Origin of the sequence: Pseudomonas sp. HN8-3 (assembly GCF_020790195.1) — a bacterium.
Classification (GTDB): Bacteria; Pseudomonadota; Gammaproteobacteria; order Pseudomonadales; family Pseudomonadaceae; genus Aquipseudomonas; species Aquipseudomonas synxantha_A.
The window spans coordinates 1,928,247-1,952,993 of sequence record NZ_CP086206.1 but is presented as its reverse complement, the minus strand read 5'-3'; the positions used below and the strand labels follow the sequence as shown (position 1 = coordinate 1,952,993).

General features: G+C 58.7%; 20 protein-coding genes. 5 read left to right on the top strand and 15 right to left on the bottom strand.

Translation table 11 applies throughout. The features are described from left to right. Positions 1-125: 125 nt before the first annotated feature. The 10 genes from brnQ to sdhC all read right to left on the bottom strand — a co-directional run bounded on the left by brnQ (position 126) and on the right by sdhC (position 13,245). Positions 126-1,439 (bottom strand): branched-chain amino acid transport system II carrier protein, encoded by a 1,314-nt coding sequence (gene brnQ / locus LJX92_RS08890; RefSeq protein ID WP_005786584.1) that lies wholly within the window; start codon positions 1,437-1,439, stop codon positions 126-128. Between the two features lie 422 nt (positions 1,440-1,861). Further along, positions 1,862-2,743: a succinate--CoA ligase subunit alpha gene (gene sucD / locus LJX92_RS08885; RefSeq protein ID WP_003190013.1), complete on the bottom strand. Its 882-nt coding sequence runs from the start codon at positions 2,741-2,743 to the stop codon at positions 1,862-1,864. Continuing rightward, positions 2,743-3,909 carry an ADP-forming succinate--CoA ligase subunit beta gene (gene sucC / locus LJX92_RS08880; RefSeq protein WP_003190011.1) on the bottom strand — a complete coding sequence of 389 codons (1,167 nt, stop codon included), beginning with the start codon at positions 3,907-3,909 and terminating at the stop codon, positions 2,743-2,745. The genes sucD and sucC overlap by 1 nt, the downstream gene beginning before the upstream one ends. Positions 3,910-4,113: 204 nt before the next feature. After that, positions 4,114-5,550, bottom strand: a complete 1,437-nt coding sequence (gene lpdA, locus LJX92_RS08875) for a dihydrolipoyl dehydrogenase (protein ID WP_005786578.1) — start codon at positions 5,548-5,550, stop codon at positions 4,114-4,116. A gap of 99 nt (positions 5,551-5,649) precedes the next feature. Then, on the bottom strand, positions 5,650-6,879 hold the full coding sequence (gene odhB / locus LJX92_RS08870; RefSeq protein WP_032877091.1) for a 2-oxoglutarate dehydrogenase complex dihydrolipoyllysine-residue succinyltransferase: 1,230 nt from the start codon (positions 6,877-6,879) through the stop codon (positions 5,650-5,652). Between the two features lie 44 nt (positions 6,880-6,923). Beyond that, positions 6,924-9,755 carry a 2-oxoglutarate dehydrogenase E1 component gene (locus LJX92_RS08865; RefSeq protein ID WP_005786575.1) on the bottom strand — a complete coding sequence of 944 codons (2,832 nt, stop codon included), beginning with the start codon at positions 9,753-9,755 and terminating at the stop codon, positions 6,924-6,926. Between the two features lie 261 nt (positions 9,756-10,016). Beyond that, a complete protein-coding gene (locus LJX92_RS08860; protein WP_005786573.1) occupies positions 10,017-10,721 on the bottom strand; it encodes a succinate dehydrogenase iron-sulfur subunit in 705 nt (234 codons plus the stop codon). Positions 10,722-10,732: 11 nt separating this feature from the next. Next, on the bottom strand, positions 10,733-12,505 hold the full coding sequence (sdhA, locus tag LJX92_RS08855) for a succinate dehydrogenase flavoprotein subunit (protein ID WP_005786572.1): 1,773 nt from the start codon (positions 12,503-12,505) through the stop codon (positions 10,733-10,735). A 3-nt stretch (positions 12,506-12,508) separates the two neighbouring features. Further along, on the bottom strand, positions 12,509-12,877 hold the full coding sequence (gene sdhD, locus LJX92_RS08850; protein ID WP_003172805.1) for a succinate dehydrogenase, hydrophobic membrane anchor protein: 369 nt from the start codon (positions 12,875-12,877) through the stop codon (positions 12,509-12,511). Further along, positions 12,871-13,245, bottom strand: a complete 375-nt coding sequence (sdhC, locus tag LJX92_RS08845) for a succinate dehydrogenase, cytochrome b556 subunit (RefSeq protein WP_003190005.1) — start codon at positions 13,243-13,245, stop codon at positions 12,871-12,873. The genes sdhD and sdhC overlap by 7 nt, the downstream gene beginning before the upstream one ends. 365 nt (positions 13,246-13,610) lie before the next feature. Here sdhC and gltA point away from each other — a divergent pair, with 365 nt between their 5' ends. Beyond that, positions 13,611-14,900 (top strand): citrate synthase, encoded by a 1,290-nt coding sequence (gltA, locus tag LJX92_RS08840; protein ID WP_005786568.1) that lies wholly within the window; start codon positions 13,611-13,613, stop codon positions 14,898-14,900. A gap of 237 nt (positions 14,901-15,137) precedes the next feature. Here the strand turns inward: gltA and LJX92_RS08835 are convergent, their stop codons facing one another. From LJX92_RS08835 to LJX92_RS08825, 3 genes are all read right to left on the bottom strand, one after another. Continuing rightward, positions 15,138-16,796: a cation acetate symporter gene (locus tag LJX92_RS08835; RefSeq protein ID WP_005786566.1), complete on the bottom strand. Its 1,659-nt coding sequence runs from the start codon at positions 16,794-16,796 to the stop codon at positions 15,138-15,140. Continuing rightward, positions 16,793-17,104, bottom strand: coding sequence for a DUF485 domain-containing protein (locus tag LJX92_RS08830; protein ID WP_005786564.1), 312 nt, complete (start codon positions 17,102-17,104; stop codon positions 16,793-16,795). The genes LJX92_RS08835 and LJX92_RS08830 overlap by 4 nt, the downstream gene beginning before the upstream one ends. A 257-nt stretch (positions 17,105-17,361) precedes the next feature. Beyond that, on the bottom strand, positions 17,362-18,213 hold the full coding sequence (locus LJX92_RS08825) for a glycine betaine ABC transporter substrate-binding protein (RefSeq protein ID WP_032877092.1): 852 nt from the start codon (positions 18,211-18,213) through the stop codon (positions 17,362-17,364). Between the two features lie 333 nt (positions 18,214-18,546). On the opposite strand from LJX92_RS08825, the gene LJX92_RS08820 reads away from it, so the two are divergent. Continuing rightward, positions 18,547-20,100, top strand: coding sequence for a glycosyl hydrolase family 17 protein (locus LJX92_RS08820; protein ID WP_228309599.1), 1,554 nt, complete (start codon positions 18,547-18,549; stop codon positions 20,098-20,100). Positions 20,101-20,206: 106 nt separating this feature from the next. Here LJX92_RS08820 and LJX92_RS08815 read toward each other — a convergent pair whose 3' ends face one another. Continuing rightward, complete coding sequence (locus tag LJX92_RS08815; RefSeq protein WP_148852278.1) at positions 20,207-20,575, bottom strand: hypothetical protein; 369 nt, start codon at positions 20,573-20,575, stop codon at positions 20,207-20,209. Between the two features lie 234 nt (positions 20,576-20,809). Here LJX92_RS08815 and LJX92_RS08810 point away from each other — a divergent pair, with 234 nt between their 5' ends. Together LJX92_RS08810 and LJX92_RS08805 are read left to right on the top strand one after the other, a co-directional pair. After that, a complete protein-coding gene (locus LJX92_RS08810; protein WP_223018411.1) occupies positions 20,810-22,108 on the top strand; it encodes a serine/threonine protein kinase in 1,299 nt (432 codons plus the stop codon). Then, entirely contained in the window at positions 22,101-22,889 is a 789-nt protein-coding gene (locus tag LJX92_RS08805) for a VacJ family lipoprotein (RefSeq protein WP_005786555.1), read from the top strand. The genes LJX92_RS08810 and LJX92_RS08805 overlap by 8 nt, the downstream gene beginning before the upstream one ends. 55 nt (positions 22,890-22,944) lie before the next feature. Here LJX92_RS08805 and LJX92_RS08800 read toward each other — a convergent pair whose 3' ends face one another. Then, a complete protein-coding gene (locus LJX92_RS08800; protein ID WP_228309597.1) occupies positions 22,945-23,859 on the bottom strand; it encodes a DUF808 domain-containing protein in 915 nt (304 codons plus the stop codon). Positions 23,860-23,993: 134 nt separating this feature from the next. Here LJX92_RS08800 and LJX92_RS08795 point away from each other — a divergent pair, with 134 nt between their 5' ends. Next, on the top strand, positions 23,994-24,599 hold the full coding sequence (locus LJX92_RS08795; protein WP_148852281.1) for a TetR/AcrR family transcriptional regulator: 606 nt from the start codon (positions 23,994-23,996) through the stop codon (positions 24,597-24,599). Positions 24,600-24,747 lie beyond the last annotated feature (148 nt).

Here is a 24,747-nt window from a genome sequence, read left to right as displayed (position 1 = left end):
CACCGACCGGTGTTTTCAACTTGAGATTTTTGACGCCTTCCCCAAAAAAAAGACACTGCCATCGACTCAAAAAAATGCCCCGTATCGTTTGATACGGGGCATTTCAGTGCAGCACAAACCGCGGGTTATGCGACGGCTTCGCTACGCTTGCCCAGCATACGGTCGATCACCACGGCCACCACCAGCGTCATCACTGATGGCACCAACCACGCCAAGCCTTGCTCGCTCAGCGGCAAGTTTGCCAATTGTGTAGGCATCCAACCCGCCAGGCCCGCGCCCTTGAGTGCGTCGATACAACCAAAGATGAATGACACCAACATCACCGGGCCGACGATACGGCCCTGTTCCTGCCAGAAGCCTTTGCAGAAACTCAGGGCTACCAGCACGATGCACGGCGGGTAGATCGCTGTAAGCACCGGAATCGAGAACGCGATCAGTTTGGTCAGGCCCAGGTTGGACACGAACAGCGAGAACAACGCCAGAATCACCACCAGTGTCTTGTAGGACAGCGGCAGGATTTTGCTGAAGTACTCGGCGCAGGCGCAGGTCAGGCCGACGGCAGTGACCAGGCACGCCAGGGAGATCAGCACGGCGAGGAAGCCGCTGCCCAGGGAGCCGAAGGTGTGTTGCACATAAGCGTGCAGTACGGCTGCGCCGTTGCTGGCACCGGCAGCCACGGCATGGCTGCCCGAACCCAGGCGGAACAGGCTGATGTACACCAGCGCCAGGCCCACGCCGGCAATCAGGCCGGCGATAATGGCGTAACGGGTGATCAATTGGGGCGACTCGACACCCCGTGAACGGATCGCGTTGACGATCACGATGCCGAACACCAGCGCACCCAGCGTATCCATGGTCAGGTAACCATTGATAAAGCCCTGGGAGAACGGTGCGGCCACGTATTCCGGCGTAGCGACGCCCACTTCACCGGCCGGCAACGCAAACGCGGCAATGCCGAGGATGGCCAGGGCGATGATCTTCAGCGGCGCGAGGAAGCGGCCCACGGTGTCCAGCAGTCGACCTGGGTACAGGGACACAAAGAACACCACCAGGAAATACACCGAGCTGTAGAGGAACAGCGCCAACGGGCTTTCACCGGTCAGTGGCGCCAGGCCCACTTCGAATGACACGGTCGCAGTACGCGGGGTAGCGAACAGCGGCCCCACCGCCAGGTACGCCGCCGCCGCCAGCAGGCCACCGGCGATCTTGCCGATCGGGCTGCTCAGCGCATCCATGCCACCACCGACCTTGGCCAGGGCAATCACGGTGACCACCGGCAAACCGACCGCGGTGATCAAAAAGCCAAGCGCCGCCATCCAGACATGGGGCCCGGACTGCAAACCCACGATAGGCGGGAAGATGATGTTGCCAGCGCCCACGAACAGGGCAAAGGTCATAAAGCCCAGCGCCAGGATATCCTGGCTTTTCAACACTTTCATTTGAGGAAATACCACACTACTGAATCGGAATTTAGAGAGGGCTTCCCTATGGATGAGGGAAATGCTGCCGGCCCTTATGGGGACCGACCGGTCTAGCGCGCAGCTTCCTTTTGGGATGCGGACGCATAAAGAGGCGGCTAGAGTACAGAATCAGGCTGACAAACGCACTGTTGCGGGGCGAACTGTCCGATAAGCGACATTTGAATGTCGCGTTTTCATACTTAATTGGGCAATGCTGGCCCCTGTGGGAGCTGGCTTGCCTGCGATGGCATCGACTCGATGTGTCTGATGCACCGAGGTGCCTGCATCGCAGGCAAGCCAGCTCCCACACGGGACCAAGTACATCCTCACTCTATTTCAGAATGCACAAAGGCCACCCGAAGGTGGCCTTTGTGTGGTGAAGCGTCAGCTAAGCGCGAGGCTTACTTGACAGCCCAACCGGTCAGCTCGGCCAGGGCCTTGCCGATGTCTGCCAGCGAACGCACGGTTTTCACACCTGCGTCTTGCAGTGCAGCGAACTTCTCGTCTGCAGTGCCTTTGCCGCCAGAGATGATTGCGCCAGCATGGCCCATGCGCTTGCCCGCAGGGGCAGTCACACCAGCGATGTAGGAAACAACCGGCTTGGTCACGTGTGCCTTGATGTAGGCAGCCGCTTCTTCTTCAGCCGAACCGCCGATCTCACCGATCATCACGATCGCTTCGGTCTTCGGGTCTTCCTGGAACAGCTTCAGGATGTCGATGAAGTTGGAGCCTGGGATCGGGTCACCGCCGATGCCGACGCAAGTCGACTGACCGAAACCGGCGTCAGTGGTCTGCTTCACAGCTTCGTAGGTCAGGGTGCCGGAACGGGAAACGATACCGACCTTGCCTGGCAAGTGAATGTGACCTGGCATGATGCCGATCTTGCATTCGCCTGGAGTGATCACGCCTGGGCAGTTAGGGCCGATCAGGACTACACCCAGTTCGTCGCACTTAACTTTAGCGTCCAGCATGTCCAGGGTAGGAATGCCTTCGGTGATGCACACGATCAGCTTGATGCCGCCGAATGCCGCTTCCAGGATCGAGTCCTTGCAGAAAGGAGCTGGAACGTAGATCACGCTGGCAGTGGCGCCAGTGGCTTCTACCGCTTCTTTCACGGTGTTGAACACTGGCAGGCCCAGGTGCTCGGTGCCGCCTTTGCCCGGAGTTACGCCACCAACCATCTGGGTGCCGTATTCAATGGCTTGCTGGGTGTGGAAACTACCTTGCGAACCGGTAATACCCTGGCAGATAACTTTGGTGTCTTTATTGATCAGGACGCTCATTACTTGCCCTCCGCAGCTTTGACAACTTGTTGAGCAGCGTCGGTCAGGCTGGTAGCCGCGATGATGTTCAAACCGCTTTCTGCCAGTACTTTAGCGCCCAGTTCAGCGTTGTTACCTTCAAGGCGAACAACAACCGGGATTTTAACGCCGACTTCTTTCACTGCACCGATGATGCCTTCGGCAATCATGTCGCAACGAACGATGCCGCCGAAGATGTTGACCAGTACTGCTGCGACGTTGGAGTCGGACAGGATGATCTTGAACGCTTCGGTAACGCGTTCCTTGGTAGCGCCACCACCTACGTCGAGGAAGTTGGCTGGCTTGCCGCCATGCAGGTTGACGATGTCCATGGTACCCATGGCCAGGCCGGCACCGTTGACCATGCAGCCGATGTTGCCTTCCAGGGCCACGTAGTTCAGTTCGAACTTGGCAGCGTGCGCTTCGCGCGGATCGTCTTGCGACGGATCGTGGAAAGTCTTCAGCTTGGGCTGACGGTACATGGCGTTGGCGTCGATGTTGATCTTGGCATCAAGGCAATGCAGGTCGCCGTCAGCCTTGATCACCAGCGGGTTCACTTCCAGCAGGGCCAGATCGTGATCCTGGAACAGTTTGGCCAGACCTACGAAGATCTTGGCGAACTGGGCAACTTGCTTGCCTTCCAGACCCAGCTGGAACGCCAGTTCACGACCCTGGAACGGCTGTGCGCCAACCAGTGGATCGATAGTGGCCTTCAGAATTTTTTCTGGGGTTTCGTGAGCGATTTTCTCGATGTCCACGCCACCTTCGGTGGAAGCCATGAACACGATGCGACGGCTCGAACGGTCAACGACAGCGCCCAGGTACAGCTCTTTAGCGATATCAGTGCACGATTCAACCAGGATCTTGGTGACTGGCTGGCCATTGGCATCAGTCTGGTAAGTCACCAGACGCTTGCCCAGCCACTGCTGTGCGAAGGCCTTGGCGTCTTCTTTGCTGCGAACCAGCTTAACGCCGCCCGCTTTACCGCGACCACCGGCGTGGACCTGGGCTTTGACAACCCACTCGCTGCCACCGATTTTGTCGCAAGCTTCTGCTGCTGCTTCCGGGGTGTCTACTGCGTAGCCCTTGGAAACTGGCAGGCCGTATTCAGCGAACAGCTGCTTACCCTGATACTCGTGAAGATTCATGCTTTTTACCGTCTTCGTTAGGTACTGCGCATTCGGCGCTGCGCTCATTATGAGTGCCGCACCACCTGTGACTGCTGCTTGCGCAACTTGCGGGGCTTATGGCCCGTAAAGCTGCGCAAGGCTGCGTCCAGCGGATATTCCGCGGTGAGTCTTGCGCGCAAGGCTCACGACGGGCAACTCCGCCGTGGTTTCTTATTATCTCGCTTAGCGCTTCTTCTTGTTGGCGATGTGGATGGCACCGCCATTCACTGCCAACGCTGCTTCGTGCAACGCTTCGGACAGGGTCGGATGGGAGAAGACCATCATACCCAGGTCCTCGGCACTGGTGCCGAATTCCATACCGATCGCGCCTTGCTGAACCAGTTCTGCAGCGCTTGGGCCAATCACGTGGACGCCCAATACGCGGTCAGTCTTGGCATCAGCGATGACTTTGACAAAACCACCGGTGTCGTTGGCTGCCATGGCACGGCCGGAAGCGGCGAACGGGAAGGTGCCGACGTTAACTTCAACGCCTTCAGCTTTCAACTGCTGTTCGTTCTTGCCGACCCATGCGATTTCCGGGTGGGTGTAGATAACCGACGGGATCAGGTCGTAGTTCATCTGGGTCTTGTGACCCTTGATGCGCTCGACGACCATGATGCCTTCCTCGGAAGCCTTGTGGGCCAGCATCATGCCACGAACCACGTCGCCGATCGCATATACGCCCGGTACGGTGGTTGCGCAGTGATCATCAACGTGGATGAAGCCACGCTCGTCGATGTTCACGCCGCTGTCGGAAGCCAGCAGGTCGTTGGTCACTGGACGGCGACCAACGGCAACGATCAGCTTGTCGAAGGTGATGGTCTGCTCGCCGTCTTTATCGGTGTAGGTCACCACGACTTCTTCGCCGTTGACCTTGGAGCCGGTGACACGGGCGCCGAGCTTGATGTCCAGACCTTGTTTGGTCAGGGTTTTCAGCGCCTCTTTGGAGACTGCAGTGTCGGCCGCCAGCAGGAACGTGTCCAGGGCTTCCAGCACGGTGACTTCAGCGCCCAGACGGGACCATACCGAACCCAGTTCCAGACCGATTACGCCAGCGCCGATCACGCCCAGGCGCTTAGGCACAGCCTGGAATTCCAGGGCGCCAGTCGAATCAACGATCACGTTGTTGTCAACTGGAGCAGGCGGAATGTCGATTGGACGCGAGCCAGGAGCCAGGATCACGTTTTCGGCTTCGATGACTTCAACCGAACCGTCTGGCTTGGTGACTTCGACTTTCTTGCCGGCCAGCAGCTTGCCGTGACCCTGAATGGAAGTCACACCGTTGGCCTTGAACAAGGTGGCAACGCCGGAAGTCAGGCCTTTGACGATGTTGGCTTTACGGCCGACCATTGCTGGCACGTCCATGGTCACGCCAGCATGGTTGATGCCGTGGATCGCGAAGCCGTCTTGGGCTTCGTGGAATTTCCAGGAGCTGTCCAGCAGCGCCTTGGAAGGAATGCAACCAACGTTCAGGCAGGTACCGCCCAGCGCCAGTTTGCCTTCCTTGTCGGTGTACTTTTCGATGCAAGCAGTCGAGAGGCCCAGTTGCGCAGCCTTGATGGCGGCAACATAGCCGCCAGGGCCTGCACCAATCACTACAACGTCAAATTTCTGTGTCATGAAAATAGATCCTCTATTTGCGACAAGCTTCTAGCCACAAGCTGCAAGCCAAGCTGCTTTTTCCTACAGCTTGTAGCTCGCAACTTGCAGCTGCTTCTATCAGATGTCCAGGAGCAGGCGAGCCGGGTCTTCCAGCAGGTTCTTGATGGTCACCAGGAACGTCACGGCTTCTTTACCATCGATCAGGCGGTGATCGTAAGACAATGCCAGGTACATCATTGGGCGGATCACGACCTGGCCGTTGATGGCCATCGGACGCTGGATGATATTGTGCATGCCCAGGATCGCGGCTTGCGGTGGGTTGACGATCGGCGTCGACATCATCGAACCGAAGGTACCACCGTTAGTGATGGTGAAGGTACCGCCGGTCATCTCGTCGATGGTCAGCTTGCCGTCACGGGCTTTCTTGCCGAAGCCGGCGATGCCGCCTTCGATTTCGGCCAGGCTCATCAGCTCGGCGTTACGCAGCACTGGAACCACCAGGCCACGGTCGCTGGACACGGCAACGCCGATATCTGCATAGCCGTGGTAAACGATGTCGCCGCCGTCGATGGAAGCGTTGACTGCCGGGAAGCGCTTGAGTGCTTCGGTGGCCGCTTTCACGAAGAACGACATGAAGCCCAGGCGCACGCCGTTGTGGGACTTCTCGAACAGGTCCTTGTACTTGGAGCGCAGGGCCATGACTTCAGTCATGTCGACTTCGTTGAACGTGGTCAGCATCGCCATGTTCGACTGCGCTTCAACCAGGCGCTTGGCCACGGTGGCACGCACGCGAGTCATCGGTACGCGCTTCTCGGTACGGTCGCCGGCAGCGAACACCGGGGCAGCAGCCGCTGGAGCAGCAGCCTTGGCAGGCGCGGCAGCCGGAGCGTTCTTCTTGGCTTCAACCGCAGCAACCACGTCTTCCTTGGTCACGCGGCCGTCTTTGCCGGTGCCCTTGATGGAAGCCAGGTTGATGCCGTTCTCTTCAGCCAGTTGACGCGCAGCTGGTGCAGCGATTGGATCTTCGCCACCGGCTGCCGGTGCAGCGGCAGGCGCCGAAGCAGCCGGTGCAGCAGCAGCGGCGGCAGGAGCAGGAGCTGCAGCAGCGCTGCCCTCTTCGATCGAACCCAGTACCTGGTTCGACAGAACGGTAGCGCCCTCTTCAGCCACGATCGCGCCCAGCACGCCGTCAGCTTCGGCCAACACTTCCAGTACGACTTTGTCAGTCTCGATGTCGACGATCAGGTCGTCACGCTTGACGGCCTCGCCTGGTTTCTTGTGCCAGGTGGCAACGGTGCCATCGGCAACCGATTCCGGGAATGACGGGGCTTTGATTTCGATAGCCATTATCTGTAGGTCCTTAAAATTCGGTTTCAGTCAGCGCGAAGGCGTTAAACAGTGAAAGCATCTTGCAGCAGTTTTTCCTGCTGCTCGGCGTGCATCGACGCATAGCCACACGCAGGTGCAGCAGAAGCATCACGACCGGCGTACTCAAGGACCAGGGCCTTGTTGTGGTTGCCGATGCTGCGACGCAGATGATGCTGGCTGCTGTACCAGGCGCCCTGGTTCATCGGTTCTTCCTGACACCACACCACGTTCGTGAGGTTGGTGTAAGGCGCGATGATCTCCATGAGGTCATCTTCCGGGAACGGGTAAAGCTGCTCGATACGCACGATGGCGATGTCTTCGCGGCCTTCGGCACGGCGTTTTTCCAACAGATCGTAGTAGACCTTGCCGCTGCACAGGATCAGGCGAGTGACCTTGGCGGCGTCCAGTGTATCGATCTCTGGAATCACGGTCTGGAACGAACCTTGGGCCAGATCTTCCAGGGTCGAAACGGCCAGTTTGTGACGCAACAGCGATTTCGGGGTCAGCACGACCAGCGGCTTGCGCAGCGGGCGGATCACCTGGCGACGCAGCAAGTGGTAGATCTGCGCCGGGGTGGTCGGCACGCACACCTGGATGTTGTGCTCGGCGCACAATTGCAGGTAACGCTCCAGACGGGCCGAAGAGTGCTCCGGACCCTGGCCTTCATAACCGTGTGGCAGCAGCATGGTCAGACCGCACAGGCGGCCCCACTTGTGCTCGCCGCTGGTGATGAACTGGTCGATAACCACCTGGGCACCGTTGGCGAAGTCGCCGAACTGGGCTTCCCAGATCACCAGCGCATTAGGCGTGGTGGTGGAGTAGCCGTATTCGAACGCCAGTACGGCTTCTTCGGACAGGAACGAATCGTACAGGTCGAAACGTGGCTGGCCTTCGTACAGGTTCTGCAACGGGATGTAGGTGCCCGCGTCTTTCTGGTTGTGCAATACAGCATGACGGTGCGAGAACGTACCGCGGCCGATGTCCTGGCCGGTCATGCGGATTGGGTGACCTTCGAACGCCAGGGTCGCGTACGCCATGGTTTCGGCGTAACCCCAGTTGATCGGCAGGCCGCCGGCTTGCATCTTCTGACGATCTTCGTAGATCTTCGCCACCTGGCGCTGTACGACGAAGCCTTCGGGAATTTCCAGCAGCTTGGCGGACAGTTCCTGCAACGTCTTCAAATCGAAGGATGTATCGTGACGTGCAGTCCAGGTGTGGCCCAGGTACGGACGCCAGTCAACGAACAACTCTTTGTTCGGCTCCTTGACCAGGCTTTTCACTACATGCAGGCCATTGTCCAGCGCGTTGCGGTATTCATCGACTTTCGCCTGAACACGCGCATCGTCAACCACGCCGGCCTTGGTCAGGCTTTCGGCGTACAGCTCACGGGTGGTGCGCTGCTTGGTGATCTGCTGGTACATCAACGGCTGGGTGCCGCTTGGCTCGTCCGCTTCGTTGTGACCGCGACGGCGGTAGCAAACCAGGTCGATCACCACGTCACGCTTGAACTGCATGCGGTAGTCGACTGCCAGTTGGGTCACGAACAGCACGGCTTCCGGATCATCGCCATTCACATGGAGGATCGGCGCCTGGATCATCTTGGCAACATCGGTGGCGTACTCGGTGGAGCGCGCGTCCAACGGGTTGCTGATGGTGAAGCCGACCTGGTTGTTGATGACGATGTGAACGGTACCGCCGGTCTTGAAGCCGCGAGTCTGCGACATCTGGAACGTTTCCAGGACCACGCCTTGACCGGCGAATGCCGCGTCACCGTGGATGGAAATCGGCAGAACCTTCTCACCGGTGGCATCGTTACGACGATCCTGGCGCGCACGTACCGAACCCTCGACCACTGGCGAAACGATTTCCAGGTGGGATGGGTTGAACGCCATGGCCAGGTGAACTTCACCGCCGGTGGTCATCACGTTGGACGAGAAGCCCTGGTGGTATTTAACGTCACCGGAACCCAGCTCGACCTTCTTCTTGCCTTCGAACTCGTCGAACAGCTCGCGCGGGTTCTTGCCGAAGGTGTTGACCAACACGTTCAGGCGACCACGGTGAGCCATGCCGATCACGATTTCCTTGGTGCCGTAGGAACCGGAACGCTGGATCAGCTCGTCGAGCATCGGAATCAGGCTTTCGCCGCCTTCCAGGCCGAAACGCTTGGTGCCCGGGTATTTGGTACCCAGGTATTTCTCGAGGCCCTCGGCCGCGGTCACGCGCTCCAGCAAGTGGCTGCGGACATCGGCGGACAAGACCGGACGGCCACGCACGCCTTCCAGGCGGTGCTGGAACCACTGGCGCTGCTCGGAATCGGTGATGTGCGTGAATTCAGCGCCGATGGTGCGGCAATATGTCTGCTGCAACGCTTCGTGAATTTCGCGTAGGCTCGCTTCCTCTTTGCCGATGAACAGGTCGCCGGCACGGAAGGTCGTATCAAGATCGGCATTGGTCAAGCCGTAATGATTGATCGACAGGTCTGCAGGTGCAGGACGCTGCCACAGCCCCAGCGGGTCAAGCTGGGCTGCCTGGTGGCCACGCATACGGTAGGCCTGGATCAGTCGCAGTACTTCAACTTGCTTCTTCTCGTGCTCACTGCTCACGCTGCCGGCGGAAACCGGTTGGGCGCGGCGCTGGTTCTTTGCCAGCAGCACGAACTGATCGCGAATTGTTGCGTGCGATACATCGGTGGCAGCGTTGCCGTCTGAAGACAACGTCTGAAATTTGGTGCGCCATTCTTCTGGCACAGCGTTAGGGTCGTGCAGGTAGAGCTCATAAAGCTCTTCCACATAGGCAGCGTTACCACCTGAAAGATAGCCGCTGTTCCACATGCGCTGCATCACGCTTTCTTGCATGCTTGGTCACCCTCGATTTGGGGACACCACCGGCGAAAACACCGAGTTTGCTTGCAAAAGGCCAAGTGCAGCGACCAAAACAAGCCACTTAGGATCACGCTGATAGTTCGGGTACCAACCCGAATGCCCCTGCTTGTCTCATTTCTTCAAAATAAGAGCCGCGGCTTTGTAAGTCGCTGCTCAAGTTAAAACTACGGCGCCGGTTGAAGCCTGCGCCGCAGCATTTACGGGCACAACGGTCCTGCTTTACTACAACGTCAGTTACACGCCGCTGTGCAGCAGCATGTTACGGATGTGACCAATGGCCTTAGTCGGGTTCAGGCCTTTGGGGCATACGTTGACGCAGTTCATGATCCCGCGGCAGCGGAATACGCTGAACGGGTCATCCAGCGAAGCCAGACGCTCGGACGTCTTGGTGTCACGGCTGTCTGCCAGGAAGCGGTACGCTTGCAGCAGTGCAGCTGGACCCAGAAATTTGTCCGGGTTCCACCAGAAAGACGGGCACGACGTCGAGCAGCAAGCACACAGGATGCACTCGTACAGACCGTCGAGCTTCTCGCGCTCTTCCGGGGATTGCAGACGCTCGATGGCCGGAGCCGGCGTGTCATTCTGCAAGAACGGCTTAACTTTCTCGTATTGCTTGTAGAAGATGCTCATATCGACGACCAGGTCACGGATAACCGGCAAACCTGGCAGAGGACGAACGATCAGCTTGTTGCCTTTGACAACAGCAGACAGCGGCGTGATGCACGCCAGGCCATTCTTGCCGTTGATGTTCATGCCGTCGGAGCCGCAAACACCCTCACGGCAAGAGCGACGATAGGAGAAACCTTCGTCCTGCTCTTTGATCAGTGCCAGTACATCCAGCACCATCAGGTCTTTACCACCGGTATCGACCTGGAACTCCTGCATGAACGGCGCAGCGTCCTGATCAGGGTTGTAGCGATAAACACTGACTTTCAACATGGCAGCCACCCTTAGTAAGTCCGAATCTTCGGTTCAAACGTCGGCACCGTCTTCGGCGAGAAGTTCACGGCACGCTTGGTTACGCGCTTGTCACCCGGGAAGTACAGGGTGTGGCACAACCAGTTTTCGTCATCGCGATCTTCAAAGTCTTCACGAGCGTGAGCACCACGGGATTCTTTACGAACCTCGGCGGCGATCGCCGTCGCTTCAGCCACTTCCAGCAGGTTTTGCAGCTCAAGGGCTTCGATACGAGCGGTGTTGAACGCCTGGCTCTTATCGTTGATCTTGACGTTGGCGATACGCTTGCGCAGGTCAGCCAACTGGGCGATACCTTTCTGCATGTATTCGCCGGTACGGAACACACCGAAGTAGTTCTGCATGCAGTTTTGCAGCTCGCGACGCAGGGTTGCCACGTCTTCGCCATCTGTGCGCTCGTTCAGAGCGTTCAGGCGCGCCAGGGCCGCTTCGATGTTGGCGTCGGTGGCGTCATCGTATTCGATGCCGTCGGTCAGCGCCTTTTCCAGATGCAGGCCGGCCGCGCGACCGAACACTACCAGGTCGAGCAACGAGTTGCCGCCCAGGCGGTTGGCACCGTGAACCGATACACAAGCCACTTCACCTACCGCGAACAGACCATGGATGATCTCGTCCACGCCTTCGGCATTCTGGGTGATCGCCTGGCCGTGAATGTTGGTCGGTACGCCGCCCATCATATAGTGGCAGGTCGGAACAACCGGAACCGGAGCAACCACTGGATCAACGTGAGCAAAGGTCTTGGACAGTTCGCAGATACCTGGCAGGCGGCTGTGCAGCACTTCTTCACCGAGGTGATCGAGTTTGAGCAGTACGTGGTCACCATTCGGGCCACAACCGTTACCGGCGATGATCTCTTTAACCATCGAACGGGCCACGACGTCACGACCAGCCAGGTCTTTGGCGTTCGGAGCATAACGCTCCATGAAACGCTCGCCGTGCTTGTTGATCAGGTAACCACCTTCACCACGGCAACCTTCGGTTACCAGTACACCGGCGCCGGCGATGCCGGTGGGGTGGAACTGCCACATTTCGATGTCTTGCACCGGTACGCCAGCACGCAGTGCCATGCCGACGCCGTCACCGGTGTTGATCAGGGCATTGGTGGTCGAGGCGTAGATACGGCCTGCACCGCCAGTCGCCAGCACGGTAGCCTTGGCGCGGATGTAGGTGGTTTCACCGGTTTCGATGCAGATGGCGATCACGCCGACGAACTCGCCCTTGCCGTTCTTCACCAGATCAACAGCGTAGTACTCGTTCAGGAACGTGGTACCGGCTTTCAGGTTGCCCTGATAAAGGGTGTGCAACAGCGCGTGACCGGTACGGTCGGACGCAGCGCAAGTACGGGCAGCCTGCCCGCCTTTACCGTAATCCTTCGACTGCCCGCCGAATGGACGCTGGTAGATACGACCTTGCTCGGTACGCGAGAACGGCAGACCCATGTGGTCCAGCTCGAACACTGCGGCCGGGCCTTCCTGACACATGTACTCGATAGCGTCCTGGTCACCGATGTAGTCGGAACCCTTGACGGTATCGTACATGTGCCAGCGCCAGTCATCGTTCGGGTCGGCGGAGGCGATGGCGCAGGTGATGCCACCCTGGGCCGATACGGTGTGGGAGCGCGTCGGGAACACCTTGGTGATCACGGCAGTCTTGTGACCACCCTGAGCCAGCTGCAGCGCAGCACGCATGCCCGCACCGCCGCCACCAATAATGATGGCGTCGAATGAAATAGTTGGAATGTTAGCCATGAATCAGATACCCCAAAGAATCTGCACACCCCAGACGAAGTAAGCGAACATCGCGACGCCGCATACTGCCTGGAAGAGGAAACGTACTGCAGTCGCGGACTTGCCAAGCGCCATAGGCGTCAGGTAGTCGGTCGCGATGGTCCACATGCCAACCCAGGCGTGTGCGCCCAGGGCTACAAGGGCCAGCAGACTGAAGATTCGCATCGCATTGTGGGAAAACAGGCCGTGCCACTGCTCATAGCCGATGCCCGGGTTTGCGACGAGGTATCCGATCAGAAAAATGAAATAAGCCGCGAGAACGACCGCAGACACACGCTGTGCCATCCAGTCATAGAGGCCCGAACGCGACAGATTCGTTACGCTGGTTACCATATCCAAACTCCTGCCAGAACGATCAGCACCACGGAAATGGCGATGATGATTTTCGAGCCCAGGCGGCCGCCTTCCAGCGTCTCACCGATGCCCATGTCCATGATCAAGTGGCGCACACCGGCTACCAGGTGATACAGAAGAGAGGACAGGAGGCCCCATGCTACGAACTTGGCCAGCGGGCTGGTCAAGCATGCCTTCACCTCGGCGTAACCTTCCTCGGAACCCAGGGATTTGCTCAATGCATAAAGCATGATGCCCAAGCCCAGGAACAGGATGATGCCGGAAACACGGTGCAGGAACGACGTAACGCCGGTGATGGGGAGTTTGATGGTCCTTAGGTCTAGGTTTACAGGTCGTTGGCTATTCACGGCTTTTTTTCACACTGAAGAGCCCCTAACAATCAGGGCAAAGTTGTTGGGGAGTGCGACTGGTCAGGTAAGCACCACCCAGGGAGTGCGACCCCCAATGAAAGCAAGCCCAAAAGCCCTTGGCGGTCGGTGGCCGAGTATAGACAGTTAGGTTACTAATGACAACGCGCACACCTCACCCTAATAGCTGATTGCGCTGGCGGGATAAAAGGCGTAAATGGCAGGCAATTTCGACGAAAAAGTACGGTTAAAGCCTTCTGGCGCAAGACTTTAGGCAAATTGACATCTGGATTTATATCAATATAGTGGTGCGGGCCCTGCGTGGGGGGTCTGTCTGATGATTTGAAGCATAAATAGGAGGCCACATGGCTGACAAAAAAGCGCAGTTGATCATCGAGGGCGCAGCCCCCGTCGAGCTGCCCATTTTAACCGGCACCGTTGGTCCCGATGTTATCGACGTACGGGGCCTGACGGCCACGGGCCGTTTTACTTTCGACCCAGGCTTCATGTCGACCGCTTCCTGCGAGTCGAAGATCACCTATATCGATGGTGACAATGGCATTCTGCTTCATCGCGGCTACCCGATCGAACAACTGGCTGAAAAGTCGGACTACCTGGAAACCTGCTACCTGCTGCTAAATGGCGAATTGCCAACAGCCGAGCAAAAGGCCCAGTTCGTCAGCACCGTGAAGAACCACACCATGGTTCACGAGCAGTTGAAGACCTTCTTCAACGGCTTTCGTCGCGACGCCCACCCGATGGCCGTCATGTGCGGCGTGGTCGGTGCCCTGTCGGCCTTCTATCATGACTCCCTGGACATCAATAACGCCGAGCATCGCGAAATTTCCGCGATCCGCCTGGTTGCCAAGATGCCGACCCTGGCCGCAATGGTTTACAAGTACTCCATGGGCCAGCCCATGATGTACCCGCGCAACGATCTGACGTACGCGGAAAACTTCCTGCACATGATGTTCAACACCCCGTGCGAGATCAAACCGATCAGCCCGGTGCTGGCCAAGGCAATGGACCGGATCTTCATCCTCCACGCCGACCATGAACAAAACGCCTCCACTTCTACCGTCCGCCTGGCCGGCTCTTCGGGTGCCAACCCGTTTGCCTGTATCGCCGCCGGTATCGCCGCACTGTGGGGCCCTGCCCACGGCGGTGCGAATGAAGCCGTATTGACCATGCTCGATGAAATCGGCGATGTATCCAACATCGATACGTTCATCGCCAAGGCCAAGGACAAGAACGATCCATTCAAGCTGATGGGCTTCGGTCACCGGGTCTACAAGAACCGCGACCCTCGCGCGACCGTCATGAAGCAGACCTGCGACGAAGTGCTGAAGGAACTGGGCATCAAGAACGATCCGCAACTCGAACTGGCCATGCGCCTGGAAGAGATCGCCCTGACCGACCCGTACTTCATCGAGCGCTCGCTGTACCCGAACGTCGACTTCTACTCGGGGATCATCCTCAAGGCGATCGGCATTCCAACCAGCATGTTCACCGTGATCTTCGCCCTGGCGCGGACCGTGGGCTGGATTTCCCACTGGAAGGAAATGCTCTCCAGCCCGTACAAGATTGGCCGTCCACGCCAGCTGTACACCGGCTACGAGTCGCGTGACATTACCAAGCTGGAAGATCGCAAATAAGCACTTAACTGCTTGTTTGTCATGAGAACGGCCTCCCTTAGCGGAGGCCGTTTTTGTTTGTGTGGCCTGATCTACCGCCATCGCAGGCAAGCCAGCTCCCACAGTCGATCGGGTTCACACAGTCAACCTGTGGGAGCCGGGCTTGCCCGCGATGAGGCCAGCCCAGGCAACACAAAAGACCCAGGCAAAAAAATACCCCGGCCTTGCGACCGAGGTATCTCTTATGCATCTGACGACTTAGTGATTAACCGCCCCACTCGCCCCCAGGCCAGTCTGCGAACGCACAAACTGCGGGAAGTACAGCGCACGCTCTTTCTCTGCCGCCGCCGACTTGTCGGTGATGGAGAAGAACCAGATGCCGATGAACGCAATGATCATCGAGAACAGCGCCGGATACTCGTACGGGAAGATGGCTTTTTCATGGTGCAGGATCGACACCCAGATGGTCGGGCCGAGGATCATCAGGCCCACGGCACTGATCAAGCCCAGCCAGCCGCCGATCATGGCGCCACGGGTGGTGAGATTTTTCCAGTACATGGAAAGCAGCAACACCGGGAAGTTACAGCTGGCGGCAATCGAGAACGCCAGGCCGACCATGAACGCAATGTTCTGGCTTTCGAACAGGATGCCCAAGCCAATCGCCAGCACCGCCAGGGCGATAGTGGTGATCTTCGATACGCGAATTTCATCCTTCTCGTTGGCCTTGCCTTTCTTGATCACGCTGGCATACAGGTCATGGGACACCGCCGAAGCGCCGGCCAGCGTCAAGCCGGCAACCACTGCAAGAATGGTGGCGAAGGCCACGGCCGAGATGAAGCCCAGGAAGATACTGCCGCCCACCGCGTTGGCCAGGTGCACCGCCGCCATGTTGTTACCGCCAAGCAAGGCGCCTGCTGCATCCTTGAACGCCGGGTTGGTGCTGACCAGCAGAATCGCGCCAAAGCCGATAATGAACGTCAGGATGTAGAAGTAACCAATGAAGCCGGTCGCATACAGCACGCTTTTACGTGCTTCCTTGGCATCGCTCACCGTGAAGAAGCGCATCAGGATGTGCGGCAGGCCGGCGGTACCGAACATCAGGGCCAGGCCAAGGGAGAATGCCGAGATCGGGTCTTTCACCAGCCCACCCGGGCTCATGATCGCTTCACCTTTAGGGTGAACCTTGATCGCCTCGGCAAACAGCGTGTTGAAGTCGAAGTTGACGTGCTTCATCACCATCAGCGCCATGAACGAAGCACCGGAGAGCAGCAGCACTGCCTTGATGATCTGCACCCAGGTGGTCGCCAACATGCCGCCGAACAACACGTACAGGCACATCAGGATGCCGACCAGAATCACCGCCACATGGTAATCCAGGCCAAACAGCAACTGGATCAACTTGCCCGCGCCAACCATCTGCGCGATCAGGTAGAACGCCACCACCACCAGCGAGCCACAGGCCGACAGGCTGCGGATCTGGGTTTGCCCCAGGCGATAGGACGCCACGTCGGCAAAGGTGTACTTGCCCAGATTACGCAGGCGCTCGGCGATCAGGAACAGAATGATCGGCCAGCCCACCAGAAAGCCGATCGAGTAGATCAGGCCATCGTAGCCGGAGGTGAACACCAGCGCGGAAATCCCCAGGAAGGACGCGGCCGACATGTAGTCACCGGCAATCGCCAAGCCATTCTGGAAACCGGTGATCTTGCCGCCTGCCGCATAGTAGTCAGCCGCCGACTTGTTGCGCTTGGACGCCCAATACGTGATGCACAGGGTGGCGCCGACAAACGCGACGAACATCACGATGGCCGAGACGTTCAGCGGTTGCTTGTGCACTTCACCGGTCAATGCATCCGCCGCCCAGACGGCCGGAGCAAACAGCGAAGCGCCGAATATAGCCAATAGACGCCGGATCATTGCGCAGCCTCCTTGAGAATCGCATTGTTCAGGTCGTCAAATTCGCCGTTGGCCCGGCGTACGTAGATGCCAGTGAGAATGAAGGCAGACACAATCAGCCCGACGCCCAGGGGAATGCCCCAGGTAATCGAGGAACCGGGGCTGATCTTGGCCCCCAGTATTTGTGGCCCGTAGGCAATCAACAGGATGAAAGCGGAGTAAAGCCCTAGCATGATCGCCGAGAGAATCCAGGCGAATCTTTCCCTTTTCCTGACCAGCTCCTTGAAACGCGGGCTGTTTTGAATCGAGAGGTAAATGCTGTCGTTCATTGTTTTTATCCTCGCAGCACAGCTTTTTTATTATTTTGGAACATATCCACTGTATGCGGCTGCGGAAGAGGTTCCAGACGACCTTAGTAGTAGATCGAGTGTAGCGAGGGATGGCCAAAGCGCAGGAAGATTTGAGGCGGTGCGAAACCAATGTGGGAGGGGCTTGCTCCCGATAGCGGTGTGCCAGTCAAAAAATCTGTGACCGACCTACCGCTATCGGGAGCAAGCCCCCTCCCACAGGGGTGCATCAGTGGCTTTTATTTAGCGGTCCACTCGGCGACGCGCTCAGGGTGCTTGGCCACCCAATCCTTGGCCGCGGCGTCTGGCTTGGCGCCTTCCTGGATAGCGAGCATGACTTCACCGATTTCATCCTTGGAGGCCCACTGGAATTTTTTCAGGAAAGCTGCCACTTCCGGCGCTTTCTTTTCCAGGCCCTTGCTGCCGATGCTGTTGACGGTTTCAGCAGCACCATAAATCCCTTTTGGGTCGTCCAGGAAACGCAGTTTCCACTTGGCGAACATCCAATGGGGCACCCAACCGGTTACCGCAATGGATTCCTGCTTGTCTTCGGCACGTGTCAGTTCGGCGATCATCGCCGCGCCCGAGCTGGCTTGCAGTTTGTAGTCCAGGCCGTATTGCTTGATGGCGTCGTCGGTCTTGAGCATCACGCCTGAACCGGCGTCGATGCCGACGATCTTGTTTTTGAAGGTGGTGTCGGTCTTGAGGTCTTCGATGGATTTGGCCTTGACGTACTCCGGTACGATCAAGCCAATTTTTGCATCCTTGAAGTTGGGGCCGTAGTCGACCACCTTGTCCTTGTTCTTGGTCCAGTATTCACCATGGGTCACCGGCAGCCAGGCAGACAGCATGGCATCGAGCTTGCCGGTGGCGACGCCCTGCCACATGATCCCCGTGGCGACCGCTTGCAGTTTCACGTCATAACCGAGCTTTTGCTTGATCACTTCCGCCGCCACATGGGTCGTGGCAACGCTGTCGGACCAACCGTCCACGTAACCGATGCTCAGGGTTTTGCTGTCGGCACTGACCAGTGTGGAGCCCATCGCAACTACCAGCGTGGCAGCTGCGCCCAAGAGTCGTCGCATCTTCATATGTACTTCCCCGAAAGTGCTGCGCCCGACGGATGCCGAGCGACATCAACCTGTTGTTATGCGGTGCACCGCGCCCCCTTCACGCGCATCGATCCGGTTGCTGAGGCATCAGTGGAGTACTGACAGTTTTATCATCAACCTGCGTAGGCCTTTGCCCTGCTCTGTGGGCGACCTTGGTTGAGCAAGAAACGACATCACATCGCCAGCAGGACGTTTTGTAGGAGTTATTTTCAGAATCCCGCCCGAAGTTTGCATATCAAAATTATGCAGCCGCACTGGCACGCGCCAAATCCGGGTAAGATGCGCGCCTTTGCTCCCCCAGATAAGCCGACCATGCCCGCGACTGCCCGCTTTCCTGCCCTGCCCTATTTTCTTGCCTTGATCCTTGGTGTGCTTGCCCTCGCCGGCTACTGGTATGGCCTCGGCCGGCCGGTAGTGCTGCCGGATGTGGCGAGCGCCAGTCATAAGTTGCAGTGTGCGTCCTACACGCCCTTCGACAAGGACCAGTCGCCGTTTGACCAGCCATTCAAGCTGCGTCCCGAACGCATGGATGCCGACCTGGCCTTGCTGGCCACACGCTTTGAATGCATCCGCACCTACTCCATGACCGGCCTGGAAGCCTTGCCGGACATGGCGCGCAAGCATGGTTTAAAGGTCATGGCCGGCGCCTGGGTCAGCAGTGATCCGGTGGCGACCCAGAAAGAAATCAACGAACTGATCGCGGCGGCCAACACCAATCCCGATGTCGTCACTTCGGTGATCGTCGGCAACGAGGCGCTGCTGCGCAAGGAAGTCACGGCCAAGCAACTGGTGGCGCTGATCCATCAGGTCAAAAGCCAGATCAAGCAACCGGTCACCTATGCCGATGTGTGGGAATTCTGGCTGCAACACCCGGAAATCGAGCCGGCGGTGGACTTCCTGACCATTCACCTGCTGCCGTACTGGGAAGATGAGCCGTCCGGCATCGACCAGGCGCTCAAGCATGTAGGCGACGTACGCCAGACCTTCGGCCACAAGTTCGCGCCCAAGGACATCGTGATCGGCGAGACCGGTTGGCCCAGCGAAGGCCGTCAGCGCGAGACTGCCGTGCCGAGCCGGGTGAATGAAGCCAGGTTCATGCGCGGCTTTGTCGCCATGGCCGAAGCCAATGGCTGGCGCTACAACCTGATCGAAGCGTTTGACCAGCCATGGAAACGTGCAAGTGAAGGCGCAGTGGGCGGGTATTGGGGGCTGTTCGATGCAGACCGCCAGGACAAGGGCATCCTCGCAGGGCCGGTGACCAATGTGCCGTACTGGTCGTTGTGGCTGGGCGTAGGCGCCGTGATTCTGCTCGGTACCCTGGCGCTCGGTGGCCGCATTCGCAGCAAGCGCTCCGCGGTGCTCCTGCCACTGCTCGGTGCGGTTGCTGCCTGCTCCATCGGCACCTGGGCCGAACTGACCCGCGTCACTGCGCGTTTCAACGATGAATGGGTATGGGCAGGCTTGCTGGTGGCCTTGAACCTGTTGGTGCTGGCCCACGCCGCCCTGGCCCTCAGCGCCCGTGACGGCTGGCGCGAGCGTGCATTCAACTGGCTGGAGCAGCGCGCTGGCTGGCTGGTGGCGATTGCCGGGTTTGCGGGGGCGGTGATGATGCTGGCGCTGGTGTTTGACCCGCGTTATCGCAGCTTTCCAAGCGCGGCGCTGGTGCTGCCAGCCCTGGTGTACCTGGTGCGCCCGGTGACCGGGCCGCGTCGGGAGATTGCGCTGCTGGCCTTCATTATCGGTGCCGGCATTGCGCCGCAGTTGTACCGCGAAGGGCTGTTGAATCAGCAGGCCTGGGGTTGGGCTGTGGTCAGCGTGCTGATGGTTGCGGCTTTGTGGCGTTGCTTGCGAGTGCGCAAGGCTTAAGATCGCTATCGCAGGCAAGCCAGCTCCCACATTTGACCGTGCTCACAGATAGAAATGTGTGAACCCAATCAACTGTGGGAGCTGGCTTGCCTGCGATGAGGCCACATCAGGCGCAGCCAGGCTTCCTGACCAACCGCAATCCCGCAATCACCACCGCAAACACCGCAAACGTCGTGTTGTACAACGCCAGTGCCGGCAACCCGAACACCAACCCCACTACTGCCAACGCCCATCCCGCACGCCCCGGTACAAAAAAGCCCAACACCGAGGTGATCAACGCCGCCCAGCCCAGCACCTTGAAGTGAATCATCAACCCAAGGTTCGCACGCACCTGGCACTCCCAGCGGCTGGCCTCCTCTGCGCAGAGGCCAACCCACTGCCCATCCTCCATAAAGCCATAACGTGCGGCATAACTGGCAGCCAGCCATAACGGCAGAGCAACAAGCAGCAAAATCAACGGCAAGCGGCGGGACATGGGGCACTCCGATAGGCAAAAACGGCGCTCAGCTTAATCCCACCGCGGCCGTTAGCAAGGTGTTCGCGCAGATATCTGTTCAACAATGCATGGCAAAGTGTATCGTCTGGCTACTATTACCCCGATTCCGACGTTTTTTCCGACTTTTCGTGCCGCTGCCTGGCACTTCGGTGGCAACGCGGTGGTCATAGCCTGCGAATTTCATTCAGCACGTTTCCTCTTAGGGATTAAGTCATGCTCCGTTCCTTGCGCTGTGCTGCCTTGCTGGGCAGCCTATTTTTGAGTGCGTCAGCACTGGCCGTCGATATCGACCAGGCCAGCTATGGCTACCCTTTGACCAACCCGTTCGAAGCGACCATCGCCACCACGCCTCCCGACCTTCGGCCAACCTTGCCGACCGATGATGAGATCAACCAATCCGATTACACCCTGAATATGCGCCCCGAGCGTGAGTTCAGCTTGCCGGACAATTTCTGGCCGGTGAAGAAACTCACCTACCGCATTGCCAAGCAAGATCGCGCTGCGCCGTTGATCTTCCTGATCGCCGGCACCGGTGCGCGGTTCGACAGCAGCATCAACGAATACCTGAAGAAGCTGTATTACCAGGCCGGCTACCACGTGGTGCAGTTGTCATCGCCCACCAGCTTCGACTTCATCAGCGCTGCCTCGCGCTTCGCCACCCCGGGTATCACGCAGGAAGACGCCGAAGACATGTACCGCGTGATGCAAGCCGTGCGCGCGCAGAACGCCTCGCTGCCGGTCACCGACTTCTACCTCACCGGCTATAGCCTGGGGGCGCTGGATGCGGCGTTTGTCAGCAAGCTGGATGAGACGCGCCGCAGCTTCAACTTCAAGAAAGTGCTGCTGCTCAACCCGCCGGTCAACCTCTACACCTCGATCACCAACCTCGACAAGCTGGTACAGACCGAGGTCAAGGGCATCAACAACACCACCACTTTCTATGAACTGGTGTTGAGCAAACTGACCCGCTACTTCCAGCAAAAAGGCTACATCGACCTCAACGATGCGCTGCTCTATGACTTCCAGCAGTCCAAGCAGCACCTGAGCAACGAACAGATGGCCATGTTGATCGGCACCTCGTTCCGCTTCTCGGCTGCCGACATTGCCTTTACCTCGGACCTGATCAACCGCCGTGGCCTGATCATTCCGCCTAAATACCCGATCACCGAAGGCACCAGCCTCACGCCGTTCCTCAAGCGTGCCCTGCAATGCGACTTCGACTGCTACCTCACCGAGCAAGTGATCCCGATGTGGCGCGCCCGCTCCGACGGCGGCAGCCTGCTGCAACTGATCGATCAGGTCAGCCTGTACGCCCTCAAGGACTACCTGCGCGACAGCCCGAAAATCGCCGTAATGCATAACGCCGATGACGTGATCCTCGGCCCTGGCGATCTGGGTTTCCTGCGTAAAACCTTCGGCGATCGCTTGACCGTCTACCCGCTGGGCGGCCACTGCGGCAACCTCAATTACCGCGTCAACGCCGACGCCATGCTGGAGTTCTTCCGTGGCTAAATATCTTCTGCTGCTCGCCGCACTGATGTGCGCAGGCGTGGCCAATGCCGACAACAGCAAGGCTCAAGAGCCCATCAAGGTCGATGCCGACGGCTTCAAGGAGCCGCTGACCAAGCTCAAGTTCAACCCGGGCCTGGACCAGCGTGAATTCGAGCGTTCCACGCTTACCGCGCTCAACGTCTACGACCCGCTGGAGTCGTGGAACCGCCGCGTTTACCACTTCAACTACCGCTTCGACCAATGGGTGTTCCTGCCGGTGGTCAATGGCTACCGCTACGTCACGCCGAGCTTCCTGCGCACCGGTGTGAGCAACTTCTTCAACAACCTGGGCGATGTGCCCAATCTGTTGAACAGCCTGTTGCAACTCAAGGGCCATCGCTCCCTGGAAACCACCGGGCGCCTGCTGGTCAACACCACCATCGGCGTCGCCGGCCTGTGGGACCCGGCAACGGCCATGGGCCTGCCACGCCAGAGTGAAGACTTCGGCCAGACCCTGGGCTTCTACGGCGTACCGGGCGGTGCCTATGTGATGTTGCCGATCTTTGGCCCGTCGAACCTGCGTGATACCACCGGCTTGCTGGTGGACTACACGGCAGAATCGCAGATCAACTTCCTCAACGTGTCCGAAGTCAGCTCCAACCACCCGGAAGTCTGGGCCCTGCGCGCAGTGGACAAGCGCTACCAGACCAGCTTTCGCTATGGTCAGATGAACTCGCCGTTCGAGTATGAAAAGGTGCGGTATATCTACACGGAATCGCGCAAGTTGCAGATTGCCGAGTAATTCGCCCCCATGAAAAAGGCCATTCGATTGAATGGCCTTTTTTGTACGTGCTACGTCATGCCCTGAGTGCTTTCCAGCCCTTGCCCACGATGCTGACCGCCGCCAGCACCACAGCCCCGGCAATAATCCCCGCCACCGCATTCAGCAACGTCGGCATCAACCATGCCAGCGCCCCCGTGCTTTGGCTTACCGTTTCGATCCAATGATGCACCACAGGCACGCCATGGGTGAGGATGCCGCCACCGACCATGAACATCGCCGCCGTGCCGATCACTGACAGGCTCTTCATCATGTAGGGGGCCGCACTCAGGATCGCGCCGCCAATACTGCGCGCCACCTGACCCGGCTTCTGCGTCAGCCACAGCCCCAGGTCGTCGAGCTTGACGATACCGGCCACCAATCCATATACGCCGATGGTCATGACAATGGCGATACCCGACAGCACGATCACTTGCTGCGTCAGTTGCGCATCGGCGACGATGCCGAGGGTGATGGCAATGATCTCGGCCGACAGAATGAAGTCGGTACGGATCGCGCCCTTTATCTTGTCTTTCTCGAACGCCACCAGATCGGTTGCCGGGTCGGCCACCGCTTCAGCCAACTGCGCGTGTTCGGCTTGATCTTCAGCCTTGCTGTGCAGGAATTTGTGGGCGAGTTTTTCGAAGCCCTCGAAACACAGGTAAGCGCCGCCCAGCATCAATAAGGGGGTCACGGCCCAGGGAGCGAAGGCGCTGATCAGTAACGCGGTAGGCACCAGGATCAACTTGTTGATAAACGAGCCCTTGGCCACCGCCCACACCACCGGGATTTCCCGCTCGGCGCGCACGCCGGAGACCTGCTGGGCGTTCAGTGCAAGGTCATCGCCCAGCACGCCCGATGTCTTCTTGGCGGCCATTTTTGTCATCAGCGCGACGTCATCGAGTACCGCCGCGATATCGTCGATCAACACCAATAAGCTGCTTCCTGCCATGAACCGGACTTCCGTTAGAGAGAGATGACGCGAGCATAGCCCGGCGCACGGCCTTGCGGCCAGATTGTTGAGGCCTGCTGATGGCCGGTGCTACCATGCGCAACCGCCTGTCATGGCAAGGAAACGTCTGGTTTATGAGCAGCATTCGCGAGCGCAACAAAGAAAAAATCCTGCGGGCGGCGAGCGAGGAGTTTGCCGACAAGGGCTTCGCCGCGACCAAAACCAGCGACATCGCCGCCAAGGCCGGGCTGCCCAAGCCCAACGTCTATTACTACTTCAAGTCCAAGGACAACCTCTACCGCGAGGTGCTCGAAAGCATTATCGAGCCGATCCTGGCCGCTTCCACGCCGTTCAACCCCGAAGGGGAGCCCAAGGAAGTATTGAGCAACTACATCCGCTCCAAAATTCGCATCTCCCGCGACCTGCCGTTCGCCTCCAAGGTGTTCGCCAGCGAAATCATGCACGGCGCCCCACACCTGAGCGCCGAGCAGGTTGAACAGCTCAATGCCCAGGCCAAGCACAATATCGATTGCATCCAGAACTGGGTGGATCGTGGGTTGATCGCGACTATCGACCCTAATCACCTGATGTTCAGCATCTGGGCGGCGACCCAGACCTATGCGGACTTTGACTGGCAGATCTCAGCCGTTACCGGCAAGGCCAAGTTGGATGAAGCCGATTATGAGGCGGCGGCGCAGACGATTATCCGGCTGGTGCTCAAGGGGTGTGAGCCGGATTGATAGACCGCGGCGAGGCTATCGCAGGCAAGCCAGCTCCCACACGGATTTGCGCCGAACACAAAATGTAAAGTGGTCACAATCCCCTGTGGGAGCGGGCTTGCCCGCGATAGCGCCCATCCAGACACATCCTGCTAAAAGCCTGCCGATC